Here is a 16,999-nt window from a genome sequence, read left to right on the forward strand (position 1 = left end):
TTAAAGGGTTAAAACTTTAAATTAAGGTTGAAGCCAATGCTTCTTGTGATCGGCAAACCGGTTGCCTCCAGCCCCATCATATTATCAGAAGGGAACCCAAATTGGTCCGGATGGATATGAGGCACCCATTTCTTGATCACCGCCACATTGTTGGCGACTGCATTTAGTCTCAATCCCCTGACCGGAAAATTTCCAGGCAGCATTTTGGTAAAGTCGTAACCGAGTGAAATTTGCCTCAATTGCCATAGGCCTGCATTGAAAACCGATTCCTCGGAAAGCTGCAAAGAGCGGACCGATTCATAATACAATTGGACCTCAGCTGGAGTGGTGTTGATTTCCCCGTTGGGATTGACGCCCTCTCCCACCACAAAGCCAACATCTCTCCCCGGTAAGGTTCCCTTGTCCAGGCCATGTCGCCAGGCATTGGTGTGGGTGCCGGAGATCATCTTATGCCCCAGCTTAAAGTCTATCAAAAAAGAAAGGTTTATACCTTTATAATCAAATCCATTGGTAACTCCCCCCACCCAAAGGGGAATGGCACTGCCAAACGAAATCTGCTCGGGAGTACGCAGGGGTCTGCCGTTGCCCGGATCGTGTATAATTCTTCCCTGATCATCCCGCAGGTAGCCAAATCCATAAAGCTGGGCCATGGGTTGGCCTACCACGTGCCTGAGTTCCCCATGGAAATCCGCGGTACCCACCGTGATGCTGTTATCACTCACATCATCCCCCAAATCCAGCACTTCGGTGATATTGTAAGCAGCATTCAGATTGGCAAACCACCTGAAATCCGGAGTGGAAACGGGCTGTAAGTTTAGCATCATTTCCACCCCTTCATTCTTACTTTGTCCGACGTTGATCAATTGGTTCAAAAATCCTGTGGCATCGGACAGTTGGGCCTGAAGAATCTGGTCTGTAGAAAGCTTGTGGTAATAGGTCACTTCAAATCCAACACGGTTGTCAAAAAGCTGCATTTCCAATCCAAACTCCCGTTCAGTAACGGTCATGGGCCTTAGGTTTTCATTGGGAACCACAGAGCCGCTGATCCCTCCCAATGGCTGTGGCATCCCGTTGGAGTTGGGAAACTGTTGTGCGTTGATGCTGTAAAACAGGTTATTGGAATAAGGTTGCACATCTGTGTCACTGCCCACTTGGGAGTAAGCTGCCCTTATCTTTCCAAATGATATCCATTCCGGCAAAGTGGCCCCAAAAGCCTGTGAAAAGATAAAACTACCGGTAATGGAAGGATATAAAATGCTGCGGTTTGCGGGAGACAATGTGGAAAACCAATCATTCCTTAAAGTGCCGTTGATGTAAATGAATTCTTTGAAGGATATTTCGGAAGCCATGTAAAGAGAATTGACCTGACGTTCATGGAATTGGTATATCGGATCCCTTAAACGGCTGTTGCCGATCGTATATAGCTCTCTCGAAAAGAAATCCTGGACAAAGACATTGTGGCGGCTAAACCTCCTGTACATCTGATTGCCTCCCAGGTTCAGGTCTATTCCAAAGTTGCCGAACGTTCTGTTGGCTCCCAAAAGGAAATCTGCATTAAGCTCCCTGACCATACTGGCATCCTGCACATATTGGCCATTGACAAATCCGGGAGGTGCCGGCACTTGGCGCTGGGTACCGTGGGGAAGATTGTATTCCTGTTCCCTGGCAAAATAGTCCTGTCCCACCCTGCCTTGGAGAAACAACCAGTCCGTGAAATTATATCTTGCGGTGATGTTGCCAAAAACCCTGTCTCTGTCTATCAGATCAAAACGCTTCAAAGCAAAGTAGGGATTGGTCCGGTTTGTGAATCTGGACCATACCGTTTCATTGCCGTTTTCATCCTCCGCATTGTCTCTCAATACATCCAAGGGCATGGAAGTGGCCAACGTGTAAATGACTACAGGGCTGTAATCCTGTTCAGCTATGTTGGGAGGGTTTCTACGGTGTTCTTTGGAATAGTTGATGTTACCTGACACGGTCAGCTTATCCGCAAACGTCTGGGTAAACCCCAAATTGACCGTTTTCCTGTTAAAATCCGATTTGGGCACAATCACCTGGTTATCCATATTGGAAATCATCAGGTTAAACCCTCCGTTTTCTCCTGCTGAGGACAGGGTGATGGAATTGGTCCAGGTGTATCCTTGTCTGTAATAATCCTTCACGTGGTTACGCTGGGGCTCATAAGGCACTTCCAAACCGTCAAAAAGCGTGTGCGTCATGCCGGGTTCAAATTTTTCGCCAAAACTCCAAACACCTGAGGTTGGAAACGGAGAGGTAGGCCTGTTACCATTTTCTCCCTGTCCGTACTCATATTGGTAATCCCTGTAGTCCAAAGGGGTGTCTGTGGTGAAATTGCTGTTGACCTCCAAGCCAATTCCCCTTCCTTCGCCTTTCGTTTTGGTGGTAATCATGATTACGCCGTCCTTCGCCCTGGATCCATACAGTGCAGACGCTGCACCGCCTTTAAGCACCGTCATGGACTCGATGTTGTCAGGATTGATGCTGTTGAGGCCGTCTCCGCTATCGGAAGTCCTGTTGCTCCCTCTGTCAGCATAATCCCCTCTGGCTCCAAAGTTGGTGTTATCTATGGGAATTCCGTCCACCACTATCAAAGGGGAGTTATTCCCTCCAAAAGATGACTGCCCTCTTATTCTTATCTTGCTGGTACCGGAAGGTCCGGCTCCAAGAGGGGTGATGTTGACGCCAGCCATTTTTCCCTGAAGGGCGTTCATAAAATTGGGTGTCCTGTTGATGGTCATTTCATCCGAGGCCACCGTCGCCGTGGAATAACCCAAGCTTTTCGCTTCTCTTTTGATACCCAAGGCAGTAACCACCACTTCATCCAATCCGGAGATATCCTCCTGCATGACAACATCGATCACACTTCTGTCTCCAACGATGATCCGCTGGCTTTGAAAGCCGATAAAGGAAAAAACAAGGACAGCACCATCATCTACAGAAATGCTATAGTTGCCGTCCAAATCCGTAACGGTGCCTTGGGTACCGCCTTCTACCAAGACGGATACCCCGGGAAGCGGCACACCGTTGGCATCTACAACCTTACCGTTTACCGTTATTTCCGCGATAGTCAAGTAAAGCGATTCCGATGGCTTATCAGATAATTTCACATGGATATTGCCATTAACCTGTTTAAAACGATAACCGGATATGGAGGAAATCCTGTACAGGAGATCATATACGGAAACACCACTTTCATTCAGCGAAAAAGTATGGGGATAGGAGAGAATGGATTTATCATATACAAATTTAAACCCAGTCTTATTTTCAAGTGTCCTGAAAAGCTCCCTGGCATGTACCTGTTCCACTTTCAAGGTAACTACGGCATCCATTTTGGTCTTCATGGATCCGTCCTGGTCATTTACCCTGGCTATTGCCAGCACCTGGTCGTTTTGGGCCGCACAAACCATAGGCAGAATCGTTTGGAGGATCAATCCAAACATCAAGATTGCCGCCTGTCTCATGTAAGATCGTAGTTTTTTTCTCATAGTATTGGGCCATTTGTTAATTGATTATTCTCAGTTTCCGTTGACATCCAAAAGCATATATTTCTATTGGAATATCCGTAAGTGTTTTTTTGTCAAAATCTTAGTCCTTTATTTTGATCAGCACATTTTTGCCGTTGATTTGATAATCGATGCCATAGACAAACTGTAATCCTATAAGAATATCTTCCAGTTTTTCATTTTGATATCTCCCGTTGATTTTCCATGGCGACTTAGGTGTACCAAAGACCTGTATGTCCACCCCGTACCACCTCTCCAAAAGGTCGATGAGTTCTTTCATGCCTGCGTCCTCAAGCAGGATTACGCCTTCTTTCCAACCTGCCACTTTTTCTACATCAAAAGGCTTGAATTCATACTCCCATGAGTTCCTGTTGACCAGTATTTCTTTGCCGGGTGTCAGGTAATGAATATTTTTGTGGTTCCCCATGGGTGAAGGAAAATGCACCTTGAGCTTGCCGCTGACCAATGACACATCGGTTTCCATATCGAATTTTCTGGATCTGACATTAAATGAGGTGCCCAACACCTCCAAAGTCACCCCTTCCGTCATCACCACAAAGGGAAAAGATTTATCTGACATCACTTCGAAAAAAGCCTCTCCCGTCAGTTTCACCTCCCGTCTTGACCCTTTGAATGCTTTGGGAAACGCCAACACTGTTTCATAATTCAGATGCGCCACTGTTCCGTCCGGCAGTATGATTTTTGATTTTCTTCCTTTCCCGTTGTGGCTGGTTATCCACTCTATGGCTTCCGGCTCACCAATGTCGCCAGGTATCGGGCCGGGGACCAGCGCATCCCATACATATCCCGAAAACAGACTGATCACCAATATCGCGGCTACTCTGGCCCAGGGTTTGAATCCCCAGAAGCTCAGTCCTCCCCTTTCCCCTTTCTTTTCCTTTTGCTTGTTTTCCTCTGACAAAATGTTCGAAAGCAGGGTTTCCGACTCATCCTGTGTCATATGCCTTTCCCTGAATTTCAGCCTTGTTAAAAACTCCTGGGCTTTCAAAAACTCCTTTCTGTGCTGCGGGTGATTATGGATCCACTTTTGCCAAAAAACAGTACGCTCCTCATTGGGCTTGTCATGCCAATCCACAAAATCCCTGTTGGAAATCAATTCAAAAAAGATATTTTCTTGCTGTTTGCCCACGAGATAAGATGCTTTTTAAATTTATAAGGGGACAATTCTCAAAATGATACCGGGTTTTGACAACTTTTTTCAAAAAAATATTAAAGACGCCGCAAGGAACAGCTTTAAATTCTCTTTTGTTCTTGTTTTAACAGTGCGCTATTTTTGGCAGAAATCAAATAATGGCGTTTATTGTATCCGCTTTCTAAAAGTATATGCTTAAATTTATTCCAATAAACAGTTTAACAGAACCTGAATGAAAATCATACTATTTGGTATATCTAAAGAAATCATCGGCAACAATCAGCTTACGCTCCCGGAGGGACATGGCCTCACTACTGTACTTGAGTTAAAAAAGTGGCTTTTGAAAAAATACCCTGTCATGGGCAGCCTCAGTGCCGTGGCCATCGCAGTGGATCAGGTATATGCGGAAGATGAAACACCCATTTCGGATAACCAGGAAATAGCATTGATACCACCCGTAAGCGGAGGATAACATGAAGACGATCAAACTGGTAAAACATATCGATCTGAATGAAGTTTTCGGGCTTCTGGAACATCCTGAAGCGGGAGGAATGGATATTTTTGTGGGCACCGTAAGAAACCATGCCCACGGAAAAGAAGTGATGCAGCTTGATTTTGAGGGTTACGAGCCCATGGCTCTGAAAGAAATGGATAAACTCGCGACCAAAGCCCTCGAAAAATGGCCCATCATGAAACTGGTGATGATACATGCTCTGGGGCCAAAAAAAATCGGAGAACCTGTGGTGGTCATCGGCACGGCCACTGCACATCGGAGAGATGCCTTCGAATCCTGCCGGTTCCTTATTGATGAGTTAAAAACATCGGTGCCTATTTGGAAGAAAGAATACTTCGGAGACAAAACTGTATGGGTAAATGCCCATCCATAAGATATTGGAACAGAAATTTTGAAGAGGCAGCTTTATGCAAAAAAAATTGGTAGACAAATACGGACGTGAACTGAATTACCTAAGGCTCTCTGTCACTGACAGGTGTAACTTCAGGTGTTATTATTGCATGCCGGAAGAAGGAATTGACTTTGTCCAACGCAAGGACCTGCTCTCCTATGAAGAATTGGAATACCTCACCCGCATATTCTGCGGGATGGGGGTAGATAAAATAAGAATTACCGGTGGAGAACCCTTTGTCCGTAAAGGCATCATGCATTTTTTGGATCAGCTCAGTAAAATTGACACCCTCCAACAGATCACCGTAACCAGTAATGGCACCATCACGGCGGAACAAATAGATGACCTGAAAAAAATGGGCATCACAAAAATCAATGTCAGCCTGGATTCCCTTGACCGGCAGCGTTTTTTTGAAATGACCAGAAGGGATAAATTTGACGAGGTTTTTACCTGTATTCTCAACCTCCTGGATAAAGGTTTTACCGTCAAATTGAATTGTGTAGTGGCTGACGATAAGAATGTGGCGGACATTATACCTTTCGTAGCGCTCACCGAAAAATATCCGCTTGCTGTCAGATTTCTGGAAGAAATGCCTTTTAATGGTACCGGTAAATTCGAGACACCTAAGTGGAATCATTTGGCCCTCTATGATTACATAGCAAAGCATTTCCCCACCATTCAAAAACTTAGGGATGAGAAAAACAGTACCTCTACCAATTATAAAATCCCAGGTTACAGCGGTTCGTTTGGCATCATACCTTCTTTTAGCCGGACATTCTGCGGCAGTTGTAACAGAATAAGGTTGTCGGCCACAGGGGAAATGAGAACCTGTCTTTATGGACCTCCATCCACTAACCTAAGGGATGTTCTTAGGCAAGGCGCCACCGAAACCGAATTGATGGACGAAATTCTCCGCGCTGTGGCCAGGAAAGAAAAAGATGGGTTTGAAGCTGAGGCACTGAGTGCCAAGGCCCCAAAAAAATCCATGTCTTATTTGGGTGGCTAAGTGCCGTATACCCATAAAGCAGACCCCCCGTAATTTAATCTATCAATCGACCCCGTTTTCAAGAATAATCTCATAAAGACATCATGACAAGCGTAGAAGAGGCCAAACAAATTATTTTAGCTCATAAAATGCCTCAACATACAGAAACCGTTCCGTTAGGTGAATCACTCCACAAGGTTTTGGCCCAGGATATTTTTGCGGACAGGGATGCTCCACCATTCCATCGGGTCACGATGGATGGCATCGCCATCCGCGCATCAAGGCTTCAGGAAAAAAAAGGGTTTCCGATTGAAAATATACAAGCCGCCGGTCATCCTCAGCTGACGTTAAAGGACGAAAACCATTGTATGGAGGTGATGACAGGTGCTGTTTTGCCTGAGAATACAGACTGTGTTATCCCCTATGAGCAGTTGAGAATCGAAAACGGTACCGCTTATGTTACCGATGGTACTTTCACAGCCCACCAGAACGTGCATATGCAAGGTACGGATGCAAGACAGGGAGAGGTGCTTTTCCGATCAGGGCTGCACATCAATCCCGGAGCCGTAGGGGTCATGGCTACTGTGGGCGTAGAAAATGTATCTGTGATCAAAGCTCCAAAAATCATCATCTGCTCGACGGGAGATGAGTTGGTGGATATTGACGAAAAACCGCTACCCCACCAGATCAGAAAGTCCAATGTTTACATGCTCCAAACTGCCCTGAAGGAATTCGGCATTGAAGCCAATACCATTCACTTGGCAGATGATCTGGACATATTGGAGCGGGAACTTAAAAAGTTGCTGGATGAAAATGACATTCTCCTTTTTTCAGGAGCCGTTTCCAAGGGAAAATATGATTATCTTCCCGAAGTATTGGAAAAGCTGGGTGTCAACAAAAAAATACATGGCATAAGACAAAAACCGGGTAAACCGTTTTTGTTTGGGCAAATGGACGATCGCCTGGTTTTTGGCTTTCCCGGAAACCCTGCCTCTACCATGACGTGCTTTCATCTCTATTTTAAACCATGGCTCATGACCCATCTTGGTTTAGAAGGCGGAAAAACGACGGCCGTATTATCTGAGGATGTGGTATTCCAGCGCCCTGTCACCTACCACCTTCTTGTAAAAGTGGATACAGCCGGTGCCACCTTGACTGCCACACCTGTCAGGAACTCGGGATCCGGAGACCTGATCCACCTGGCAGAAGCAGATGGCATCCTATCACTACCCGCGGATCAGGAACGGTTCCCTAAAGGTGACAAGTTTCCTTTAACCTACCTGACGAATAAATGGCTGCTGTAATGCATTTCAGGGGGCATGTTTTCCCAAATTCATGCAGGGATATGAGAAATAAGGGTTATCCTATGATTGATTAATTCAAATCCTATTCAAAATGAAAGAGATTAAAGAAATCATAAAAGCATTCGATACAGCGGTCCAGGCCGGGGAGCAAGTTGCTTTGGCCACGGTGGTGCGGGTGGATGGATCTTCTTACAGACGTCCGGGCGCGCGGATGTTGGTTACAGAAAATGGCGCTCTTACGGGCGCTATAAGCGGTGGGTGCCTTGAGGGGGATGCCCTGCGGAAAGCACAGCTGGTGATATTCCAAAAAAAATCCATGTTGGTCACTTATGATACCACCGATGATGATGATGCCAAATTCGGTGTGGGCCTGGGCTGCAACGGCATCATTCACGTCCTTATTGAGCCCATCGACCCTGAACAGGAAAACCATCCGGTTACTTTGTTAAAAAAATGTCTGGAAGACCGTGAAGATAAAGTTTTGGTGACTTTATTTGACATAGACAATAAACGGAGCGAGCAAAAAGGCACCTGTTTGCTTTATCGAAATGTTAAAGGTGAATTCACCGGGACCGAAAGGCACTACGGCCCGTGGTTAACAAGTATAGAGAAGGACATACACGAGGTGTTGGCATCAAAAAAATCCCTGATCACTTCCTATCAACAACCCCAGACCATTTACGCATTTATTGAATCGGTGCAAGCTCCGGTCACTTTGATCATAGCCGGTGCAGGAAATGATGTCATTCCTTTGGCCAAGCTGACACAGGTGATGGGTTGGGATACCATTATTGTAGATGGCAGGGCCGACCATGCCACAAGACACCGGTTTCCTCATGCTGAAGATATTCTGGTAGGGAAAGCCGAAGAGCTGGTTCCATTACTCCGCCAAGACAGCAGAACAGCCGTAGTGCTGATGACCCACAATTTCAATTATGACCTTACCATTCTGAAAGGGCTGTTACCCCTTCAGATTCCTTATTTGGGCGTATTGGGACCGAAGAAGAAGTTGGAAAAAATGATTGAAAACCTGGAAAAGGAAAACATCCATCTTTCTGAAGCGAACAGGGAAAACATATTTGGACCTGTGGGGTTAAACATTGGGGCCGAAGCCCCGGAAGAAATTGCCTTGTCCATAGTTGCCGAAATCAAAGCCGTGCTGTCCGGAGAAAAAGGGACCTTTTTAAAAGAAAAACCGGGTCCGATACATGATGAAGAGAGAAAAAGGATAACAGATGAATCCAACGAGTTTAAAAAGTCCCTCCAAGGGAATTGACCTTGGAGGGTATGTGATCTATAAAAATTACTGAATGGAAATCTGCTTAGGCGTGGTATCCTTTTTGGATTCCTCCTGTTTTGGGACTTTTAATTTCAAAACCCCTTCCTTGTATTCTGCGGAAATTTTTTCTGCTTTGATATTTTCAGGCAGTTGAAAACTTCGCATAAATGAGGAATAACTGAATTCCCGTCTGGTTATTTTTTTATCCTTTTCTTCTTTTTCCTCCTTCTTTTCACAGGAAATCGTCAGGATATTGTCGTTTAGATTGATTTTTAAATCTTCTTTTTTCATACCGGGAACAGCTACATCTATCAAAAACTGACCGTTTTCTTCTGAAATATTCACTGCCGGAACAGAAGTACCTAATTCTAGTCTGCGACTAAAAGAATCCTTATTAAAGAAATCATCCCACACAGAATTAAATGAGGGGAACAAGTCGCTGGTCCAAGGGAAATTTGATTTGATTAATGTCATGGCATTGAGGATCTATTTGTATACAAATATCCTTAACGCCCTATCAAGATGGAATGACGGGAATCATCACGATCCTGGATTTTTGTCATTTACCCCACTTCTTATTTTTATGGGCTTTAAAACTTCATTTAGCGGCAACAGGTAAACATCGAGACCGCCGCACTCCTTTCCAGCCCACCAATCCCCTAAAAGGGTTCACAGTGATGAAATACACCATCGCGAGGAGCAGTACCCGGTCGTCAGGTTTACCGTATCACTGTCTGCGCCGAAGCGATCCCATGAAGGGTCCGTATAGAAAAAGATTGCTTTCCCTGTTGGCCGGGATAAACTCCTACTGATGATGATAGACGGCTTTCTTTGACGTTCTTGCTCCGGACTCTCGTTAAACTTAACTGTCTTTTTCTTTTAACGTAGCCAAAAAACTCACCAGATCCCGGATTTCCCTCCTTGTCAGGTATTCCTTCATATCGGGCATGCTAGAGGGGGCATCCCTTCTCTCTACGATATGTTCCTTGAGCACCACGGTGTCAGGTTGGTTCCCTATCTTTATTTTGATGGTATTGTTATTTTCCTCGGCTTTAATCCCAGCTACCTTCTTATCATCCTTTAACCGCAGGGTTACAACCCCAAACCCCGGAGCAAGTCTTTTACTGGGATCAATTAATGCCTCAAGGAGTTCCTGCCTGCTTAACTCACCGGCAATCCCGTTAAGACGGGGGCCGGCATTTCCCCCAAAATCATCATAAGCGTGACATTTTATACATTGTCCGGTGGGATGCTGAAAAAATATCCTTCTGCCTTTTGAAACGTCGCCGCCATACATGCTCCCGCTATAAGAGGCCAGCAACTCGTCTTCGGAGAGGCTTGCCTTGATTTTGTCATATCTCGAAAGCAACTTGTCTGCATCCATCATCTCAAGTGCCTCATGAAGCTCCAATTCTATAGCGGGCGATACATCCCCCGCTTCCAGTTTATCCAATATTTGGCTGAAGATCGGTTCGGAACTTGGCTTTTCCACCTTTGCCAGTGTCAATAAAGCCGCCTGCTGTTCTTCAATTGTCCGCTTTTCGATAACATCAGCAAGTAATTCAGCTTTTGTCGCATCAGGAATATCCAGTTTTTCCATCAGGTCCAATCCGGCTACCCGCACATTTTTATCGCTGTCGGAAAGCGCTGTTTCTATGGCCTTATCCATAGCAACCCCATTCATGACGGCCATGGATCTCAAAGAGGCTTCCCTGACCTCGGCGTTGGGGTCGGTCTTTAATTTGGACAACAACCGGTCGGTTCCGCCTTCAATACCCAATAAGCCAATGGCATTCACCGCTGCAATCCGTAAATCTTTATCCTGATGGTTGATCAGGTTCATCAAGGTACCGGAAGCCACTTTCCTGACCAAGCCGGCATCTCTTTTCATTTCCCCGCGATACCAGCCGTCCACCCTGTCCAGTACAGAAGGATCTGCCCAGGTACCCAGGGCGTCCAGGGTCTCCATACGCATATTCTTTGGAGCATCCTGTCTAGCTGCGAATTCAAGCAGATTATTGAGCGCTTCTTGGGTCCCCGTTCTAAAATTGGCATTGATAGCCCTCCTCAGTAAAGGCTCTGACCGGAAGCGGTTGTCTTTCAAAACGGCTCCCAATGCTTCCAAAGCATCAGGAATGGAAGTATCGTCATTGATTGCCCTGGCAGCTTCTGCCACAATATACTCATCCTTGTCTTCCAAAAAAGAAGCTATCCCAGGATCTTTCATCCTCCTCAATGCCACCACCGCTGCGAGCCTTACGGCCCTGGAAGGGTGGTCCTTTAAAGCCACGACGGAAGACGCATCCCCCATCCTGCTCAAAGCCAAACTTCCGGCATGCCTCAGATAAACGTCCTGATCATCATTTTCCTCCAGCATGGTCACGATAGACGAGAGAGCCTTTTTGTGACCGATTCTTCCCAAAGCTTCCGCCGCAAAAAAGCGAACCCGGGGTTCAGGGTCCTTCAACAAGGTGATCAGACCATCAGCGGCACCTTCATACCTTATGTCTCCCAGCCATCGGGCTGCCTGAGCCCTGATTTCCCCATCTTGATCATTAAGATAAGGAACCAGCACCGCCGCATGCTTCTCCTGTTTTCTGGCTAGCTGACTGATGCCCCAAATGGCGTGTATCCTGGCAAGACGGTTATCCGTTTGGTCTAGCTGCCGCTCAAAAGCTTCCAGTGACTTGTCTCCTCTTTTGGCCAACTCAAACTGGGCTTTTTGGCGCAATCGTTTGTCCTCATGGCTCAAAAAATATTCAAGCTCGGAGATTTCCAGCCCACCAAAATCTTTGGCCAGGTTTTCTGCCGTGGATTTTCTGATTTCCCGATTGTCGGATTTTTGATCGTCCAGCTTCCATATCCTTCCATAACCCTTGTTTACCCATCCGTCGATCCAGTCCGCAAAGTATAAAGACCCATCGGGTGCAAAATCCATTCCCGTGGCCAGAGTGCCACCCATAATCTGCTGTGTTTCCGCAAGCTCGAAACCTGCTCCTTTGGGATTTAATTTAAAGGCATGGATTCCCGAACGGGCGGGGTTTCCGGCAAACTCGGCCACAAAAAAAGTATTTTTCCATTTCGAACCCAATGCGGTTCCCGGATTGTAGACCATGCCGGTCGGGCCGTTAATATAATTGGCTATGGCAGGAATGAAGTAAGCGGCCTGGTCATCTGACCGGGGTGTATGCATATTTTCCTCCATCCATACTTTATAGGGGTTGTTTTTAGGATCCCTGTATTTGCCAAACTGCCAGTTGATCCGCCATCCCGTATCAGAACCCTCCACCAGATAAACGATCCGTTCCCTTTCTCCCCTGTGGTCTCCATCATTATCCACACTGATCAAATTTCCGAAATCATCAAAAGCAAATTCATGGGTGTTCCGCACCCCATACGCAAAAATCTCAAAGTCACTCCCATCCGGATTGGCCCGGGCAATGACCCCGCAATTGGGATATTCATGTTTGTTTCCATCCCCGTCCTCACCGTTGAAACCGATATCCCCAATACCCCAATAAATCTTCCCTTCAGGCCCAACTTTCAGCCCGGACATGTTGTGGCCCCCGAAGCCAATATGTACCCCAAAACCATGGGCCAGGGAGGTTTTTGCATCCATCAAACCATCTCCATTGGTATCTTCCATCCTCCATAGATCCGGAGCCACACCTACAAACAGAGCGTCATCATGATACATGACGGCCCCTGCCACATCGGTTATCTCTTCATGGAAATCCTCGACGGTCAACTGGGCCCTATCAGCCAGACCGTCGCCATCCGTGTCTTCCAGTCGATAGACATTTTCCTTCTCCACCGTAAGATCCCGCCAGTCATGAGAGCCGTCCTGGTTGATGTCCGGAAGCCATTCATTTTTATGGCTGTTTTCCGGAGACAGTTCCTGATGCAGAAATGCCCGTCTGTCCTCAGTGGTTTGCATACTTATAGAAGCGATTTCCCAATCCTGATGGCTTCTTATATCAAATTCAGAAATTTTTCTGCGATTAGTACGTGAATAAAACACCCTCCCTAAGTCATCTACCTGAATGGAGATAGGATCTGCCACAAGAGAGTCCACCGCCCAGATTTTCATTTCCAGATCCTCATGCAACTCCGGCTTTACCATCTCCTCCACAAGGCCGGCAAGTTGCTCCGCCCGTTCGGGAGAAACGGTTTTTATTCTTAAATCCTCCGGACTTTTCTTACAGGAAAAAAACAGGAATAGGACCATACCGCCTATTAAAAATCTCTGTAGATGGGTTATCATTAACTGTGGTTTGTTCATCACGCTGAATACAATTCTTTATTCTTCTGGTGGTATTTGTCCAATACCTCATGCATACATGTTATTGCCAATTATAATCGCTCATTCCGTGTCTGTAAGGGTAGCCAGAAAACTCACCAAGTCCCTGATCTCCCGCCGTGTCAGTAAATTTTTCATGTCCGGCATGGAAGACGGCGCATTGTCTCTCTGGGCAACGTGTTCCTTTTTTACCACGGTATCGGGCTGGCTCCCCATTTTCAAGCTGATGCTCGTGTTGTTTTCAGCTGTCATGACCCCGGATACGGTTCTATCATTGTCCAATTTCAAAGTCACTGTCCCAAATCCCGGCGCCAGCCTTTTTCCCGGGTCGATCAATGCTTCGAGAAGTTCTTCCCTGCTCAATTCATTGGCAATACCGTTCAGTCTGGGGCCTGCATTTCCTCCGATATCATTATAGGCGTGACAACGGATGCACTGCCCGGTCTGATGCTGAAAGAATATGCTTCTCCCTTTTCTGACATCCCCTCCATATAGGCTGCCGCTGTAAGAAGCCAATAATTCGTCCGGACTTGAGGAAGAGCGGATATGCTGGTAACGTTCCATAAGGGAATCGGATCCCGAAGCTTCCAAGGCTTCTGCTAGCTCCAATTCAATTTCCGCCGAGAGGTTCCCGGATTCCAGCCTGTCAAGGAGTTGTTCGAAAACAGGCGCTGAATATTCAGGATCAACTGTTCCCAAGGTCAGCAAGGCCGCCTGTTTTTCTTCGGTTGTCCTTTTCCCGATCACATCAGCAAGCAATTCCGCCATCAGATCGCCTTCCATTTCCAGTTCGGACATAAGATCCAAAGCGGCCACCCGCACATTTTTTTCCCTATCCCCGGTAGCCTGTTCTATGGCATCGTCCATCCTTTTCCAATCCATTTTTGCCAGTGAACGAAGGGCCATCTCCCTGACTTCTGGTTCCCTGTCCTGCTTAAGCATGGCAAACAGGGCGTCATGCGCATTTTCAATATCAATTTTCCCTATGGCACTGACTGCGGCAAGCCTAATGGCTGCATCATTGTGGGAAATGAGCTTAAGAAGTACATCTGCCGATAACCTTCTGACGTCACGCAGATCTCTGCTGATTTCACCCCTATACCTGCCATCAACCCGGTCTAAGACAGATGGGCTTCCCCAGGTGGCCAAGGCATCCATGGCTTCCACCCGCATGGCCGTGGGGGCACCTTCTCTCGCCGCAAAATTCAAAAGGTTACCAAGAGCCTCATCCGTCCCTACCCTCAGGTTGGCATTGATGGCCCTTCTCAATAAGGGCTCTGAACTGAACCTGCTTTCATTGAGGACATTGCCCAAAGCCGGTAAGGCAGGCTCAATGGAAAAATCATCGTTGATACCTCTGGCCGCTTCGGCCACAATGTATTCGTCAGGATCCTGTAAGAAATCGGCTATGCCCTCGTGTTCCATTCTTCTCAATGCCACCACAGCGGCTATCCTGACAGATCGTGACGGATGGTCTTTTAATGCCGTTACCGCGACACTGTCTCCTATTCTTGCCAATGCCAGACTCCCTGCATGTCTTAAGTAAACATCCTCCTCGTTGTTTTCCTCCAGCATGGTGACAAGGGGTTTTATGGCCGGCGAATGAGCGATTCTGCCCAAAGCTTCGGCGGCAAAAAAACGAACCCTGCTGTATTCATCTTTTAGTAAAGGGATAAGCTGATCCCCCGCACCTTTATGTCTCACATCTCCAAGCCACCTGGCAGCCTGAGCACGTATCTCTTCATCCTGGTCTTTGAGGTAAGGGAGCAAAATTTCTGCATGGGAAATATCTTGCCGTGCTAGCTGACTGATTCCCCAGATAGCATGGACCCTTGCCATTTGATTGCTTTTCTGCTCCAGCTGGCGCCGGAAAATATCCACTGAGGCCTTGCCCCTTCCGGCCAACTCAAATTGGGTTTTCTGCCTTACCCTTTGGTCTTCGTGGCCCAGTAAATTTTCCAACCTGTCTGTCTCCAGCTTTCCAAAATCCGCTTTGATCAAGGCCTCGGTATCTTTCCTGATTTGGGAATCGACGTTTTCGCGGTCCTCCAGCTTCCATATCCTGCCATAATCCTTGGTTCCCCAGCCCTCGATCCAATCAGCGAAATACAACGCGCCATCCGGTCCAAAGTCTATGCCTGTGGCGAGGACACCGCCCATGATTTTTTTGGTTTCTGCCAATTCAAACCCGGCTCCCTTAGGCTTCAGCTTAAACGCATGTATACCGGAGCGTGCCGGGTTACCCACGAACTCCGCCACAAAAAAGGTGTTTTTCCAGGAAGGACCCAATGCGGTTCCCGGGTTATATACCATACCTGTAGGTCCGTTCACGTAATTGGTGATGGGGGGTATAAAATAGGCTGCCTGATCATCTGATCTGGGCGTATGCATGTTTTCATCCATCCATACTTTGTAGGCATTGTTTTTGGGATCCCTGTATTTGCCAAACTGCCAGTTGATTCTCCAACCGGTATCCGATCCATCCACCAAATAGACGAGCCTTTCCCTTTCTCCCCTATGATCTCCGTCATTATCCACACTGATCAGATTTCCGAATTCGTCAAATACGAATTCATGGGTATTTCTCACGCCCATGGCAAAAATTTCAAAATCAGTCCCGTCCGGGTTAGCCCTGGCAATAACCCCACGGTTGGGATATTTATGGTTACCGCCGTCCGTGCCTCCTCCGTGGAATCCTATATCCCCAATGCCCCAATAAACCCTTCCATCAGGTCCCATAATCAATCCAGACATCCCATGGCCTCCAAATCCTATGTGGACGCCATAACCATGGGAAATAGATGTCATATCATCCGCCAATCCGGTTTTTTTATTTTCCCGGATTCTCCACATATCCGGTCCTGCCCCCACAAAAAGATCATCGCCGTACTTCATCACCGCGCCGGCTACATCCGTCACTTCCTCATGAAAGTCTTCCAATACCAATTGGGACCGATCAGCCAGTCCATCACCATCACTGTCTTCCAGCCGGTATATGTGTTCTTTTTCCAGGGTCATGTCCCTCCAGTCATGGGAGCCATCACCGTTGAGGTCTGCTAACCATTTGTTTTTATCGCTGTTTTCAGGCGAAAGTACCTCTTTTAAAAATGCACGCTTGTCCTCAATGGATTGTAAACGGATAGAGCCGATTTCCCAGTCCTGATGGCCCCGGATATCAAACTCAGAGTTCTTCTGTCTGTTCGTCCTGCTGTAATAAAGCCGTCCCTGGTCATCGAAATTTATGGAAATAGGATCATACACCAATGAATCCGGCGCCCACAAATGTATACTGAGTCTCTCATCCAGTTCCGGGTTCACGAGGTTCTCTATTTCCCTGGCCATTTCCTTTATCCTGGCTGGTTCTATTTCCTTAATCCGCAAATCCTGGGGAGAAGGATTGCAGGCAATGAATACCACATTGATGCAAATAAAAACGACTAAGCGGGACATGATCAAGCCAGTCTTTTCTGACAAAAAAGAACGATGCATTTTATATTTTTAATGATAACATGTTTACTCCTACTTCAATAACCAAGTAGGATATGTATT

10 protein-coding genes are annotated in these 16,999 nt (G+C 46.7%); 5 read left to right on the top strand and 5 right to left on the bottom strand.

What is annotated here, in order from left to right:
* Positions 1-8: 8 nt before the first annotated feature.
* Together ACFPFU_RS19980 and ACFPFU_RS19985 are read right to left on the bottom strand one after the other, a co-directional pair.
* On the bottom strand, positions 9-3,482 hold the full coding sequence (locus ACFPFU_RS19980; protein WP_377067416.1) for a SusC/RagA family TonB-linked outer membrane protein: 3,474 nt from the start codon (positions 3,480-3,482) through the stop codon (positions 9-11).
* A 124-nt stretch (positions 3,483-3,606) separates the two neighbouring features.
* Positions 3,607-4,674: a FecR family protein gene (locus ACFPFU_RS19985; protein WP_377067418.1), complete on the bottom strand. Its 1,068-nt coding sequence runs from the start codon at positions 4,672-4,674 to the stop codon at positions 3,607-3,609.
* Between the two features lie 235 nt (positions 4,675-4,909).
* Here ACFPFU_RS19985 and moaD point away from each other — a divergent pair, with 235 nt between their 5' ends.
* From moaD to ACFPFU_RS20010, 5 genes are all read left to right on the top strand, one after another.
* Positions 4,910-5,149, top strand: a complete 240-nt coding sequence (gene moaD / locus ACFPFU_RS19990) for a molybdopterin converting factor subunit 1 (protein WP_377067420.1) — start codon at positions 4,910-4,912, stop codon at positions 5,147-5,149.
* Position 5,150: 1 nt separating this feature from the next.
* The gene (locus ACFPFU_RS19995) at positions 5,151-5,564 is read left to right on the top strand and encodes a molybdenum cofactor biosynthesis protein MoaE (RefSeq protein WP_377067422.1); all 414 of its coding nucleotides are present in this window, start codon (positions 5,151-5,153) and stop codon (positions 5,562-5,564) included.
* A 34-nt stretch (positions 5,565-5,598) separates the two neighbouring features.
* Positions 5,599-6,588, top strand: a complete 990-nt coding sequence (moaA, locus tag ACFPFU_RS20000) for a GTP 3',8-cyclase MoaA (protein WP_377067424.1) — start codon at positions 5,599-5,601, stop codon at positions 6,586-6,588.
* 83 nt (positions 6,589-6,671) lie between these two features.
* Positions 6,672-7,871, top strand: coding sequence for a molybdopterin molybdotransferase MoeA (locus ACFPFU_RS20005; protein ID WP_377067426.1), 1,200 nt, complete (start codon positions 6,672-6,674; stop codon positions 7,869-7,871).
* A gap of 91 nt (positions 7,872-7,962) precedes the next feature.
* Entirely contained in the window at positions 7,963-9,147 is a 1,185-nt protein-coding gene (locus ACFPFU_RS20010; RefSeq protein ID WP_377067428.1) for an XdhC family protein, read from the top strand.
* A 27-nt stretch (positions 9,148-9,174) separates the two neighbouring features.
* Here the strand turns inward: ACFPFU_RS20010 and ACFPFU_RS20015 are convergent, their stop codons facing one another.
* The 3 genes from ACFPFU_RS20015 to ACFPFU_RS20025 form a co-directional block, all read right to left on the bottom strand.
* The gene (locus ACFPFU_RS20015) at positions 9,175-9,624 is read right to left on the bottom strand and encodes an Hsp20/alpha crystallin family protein (RefSeq protein ID WP_377067430.1); all 450 of its coding nucleotides are present in this window, start codon (positions 9,622-9,624) and stop codon (positions 9,175-9,177) included.
* A gap of 388 nt (positions 9,625-10,012) precedes the next feature.
* Positions 10,013-13,414, bottom strand: a complete 3,402-nt coding sequence (locus tag ACFPFU_RS20020; RefSeq protein ID WP_377067432.1) for a HEAT repeat domain-containing protein — start codon at positions 13,412-13,414, stop codon at positions 10,013-10,015.
* 99 nt (positions 13,415-13,513) lie between these two features.
* A complete protein-coding gene (locus ACFPFU_RS20025; protein WP_377067434.1) occupies positions 13,514-16,900 on the bottom strand; it encodes a HEAT repeat domain-containing protein in 3,387 nt (1,128 codons plus the stop codon).
* Between the last annotated feature and the right edge of the window lie 99 nt (positions 16,901-16,999).

The sequence above is a fragment of the Negadavirga shengliensis genome (genome assembly GCF_042652345.1).
Classification (GTDB): domain Bacteria; phylum Bacteroidota; class Bacteroidia; order Cytophagales; family Cyclobacteriaceae; genus Negadavirga; species Negadavirga shengliensis.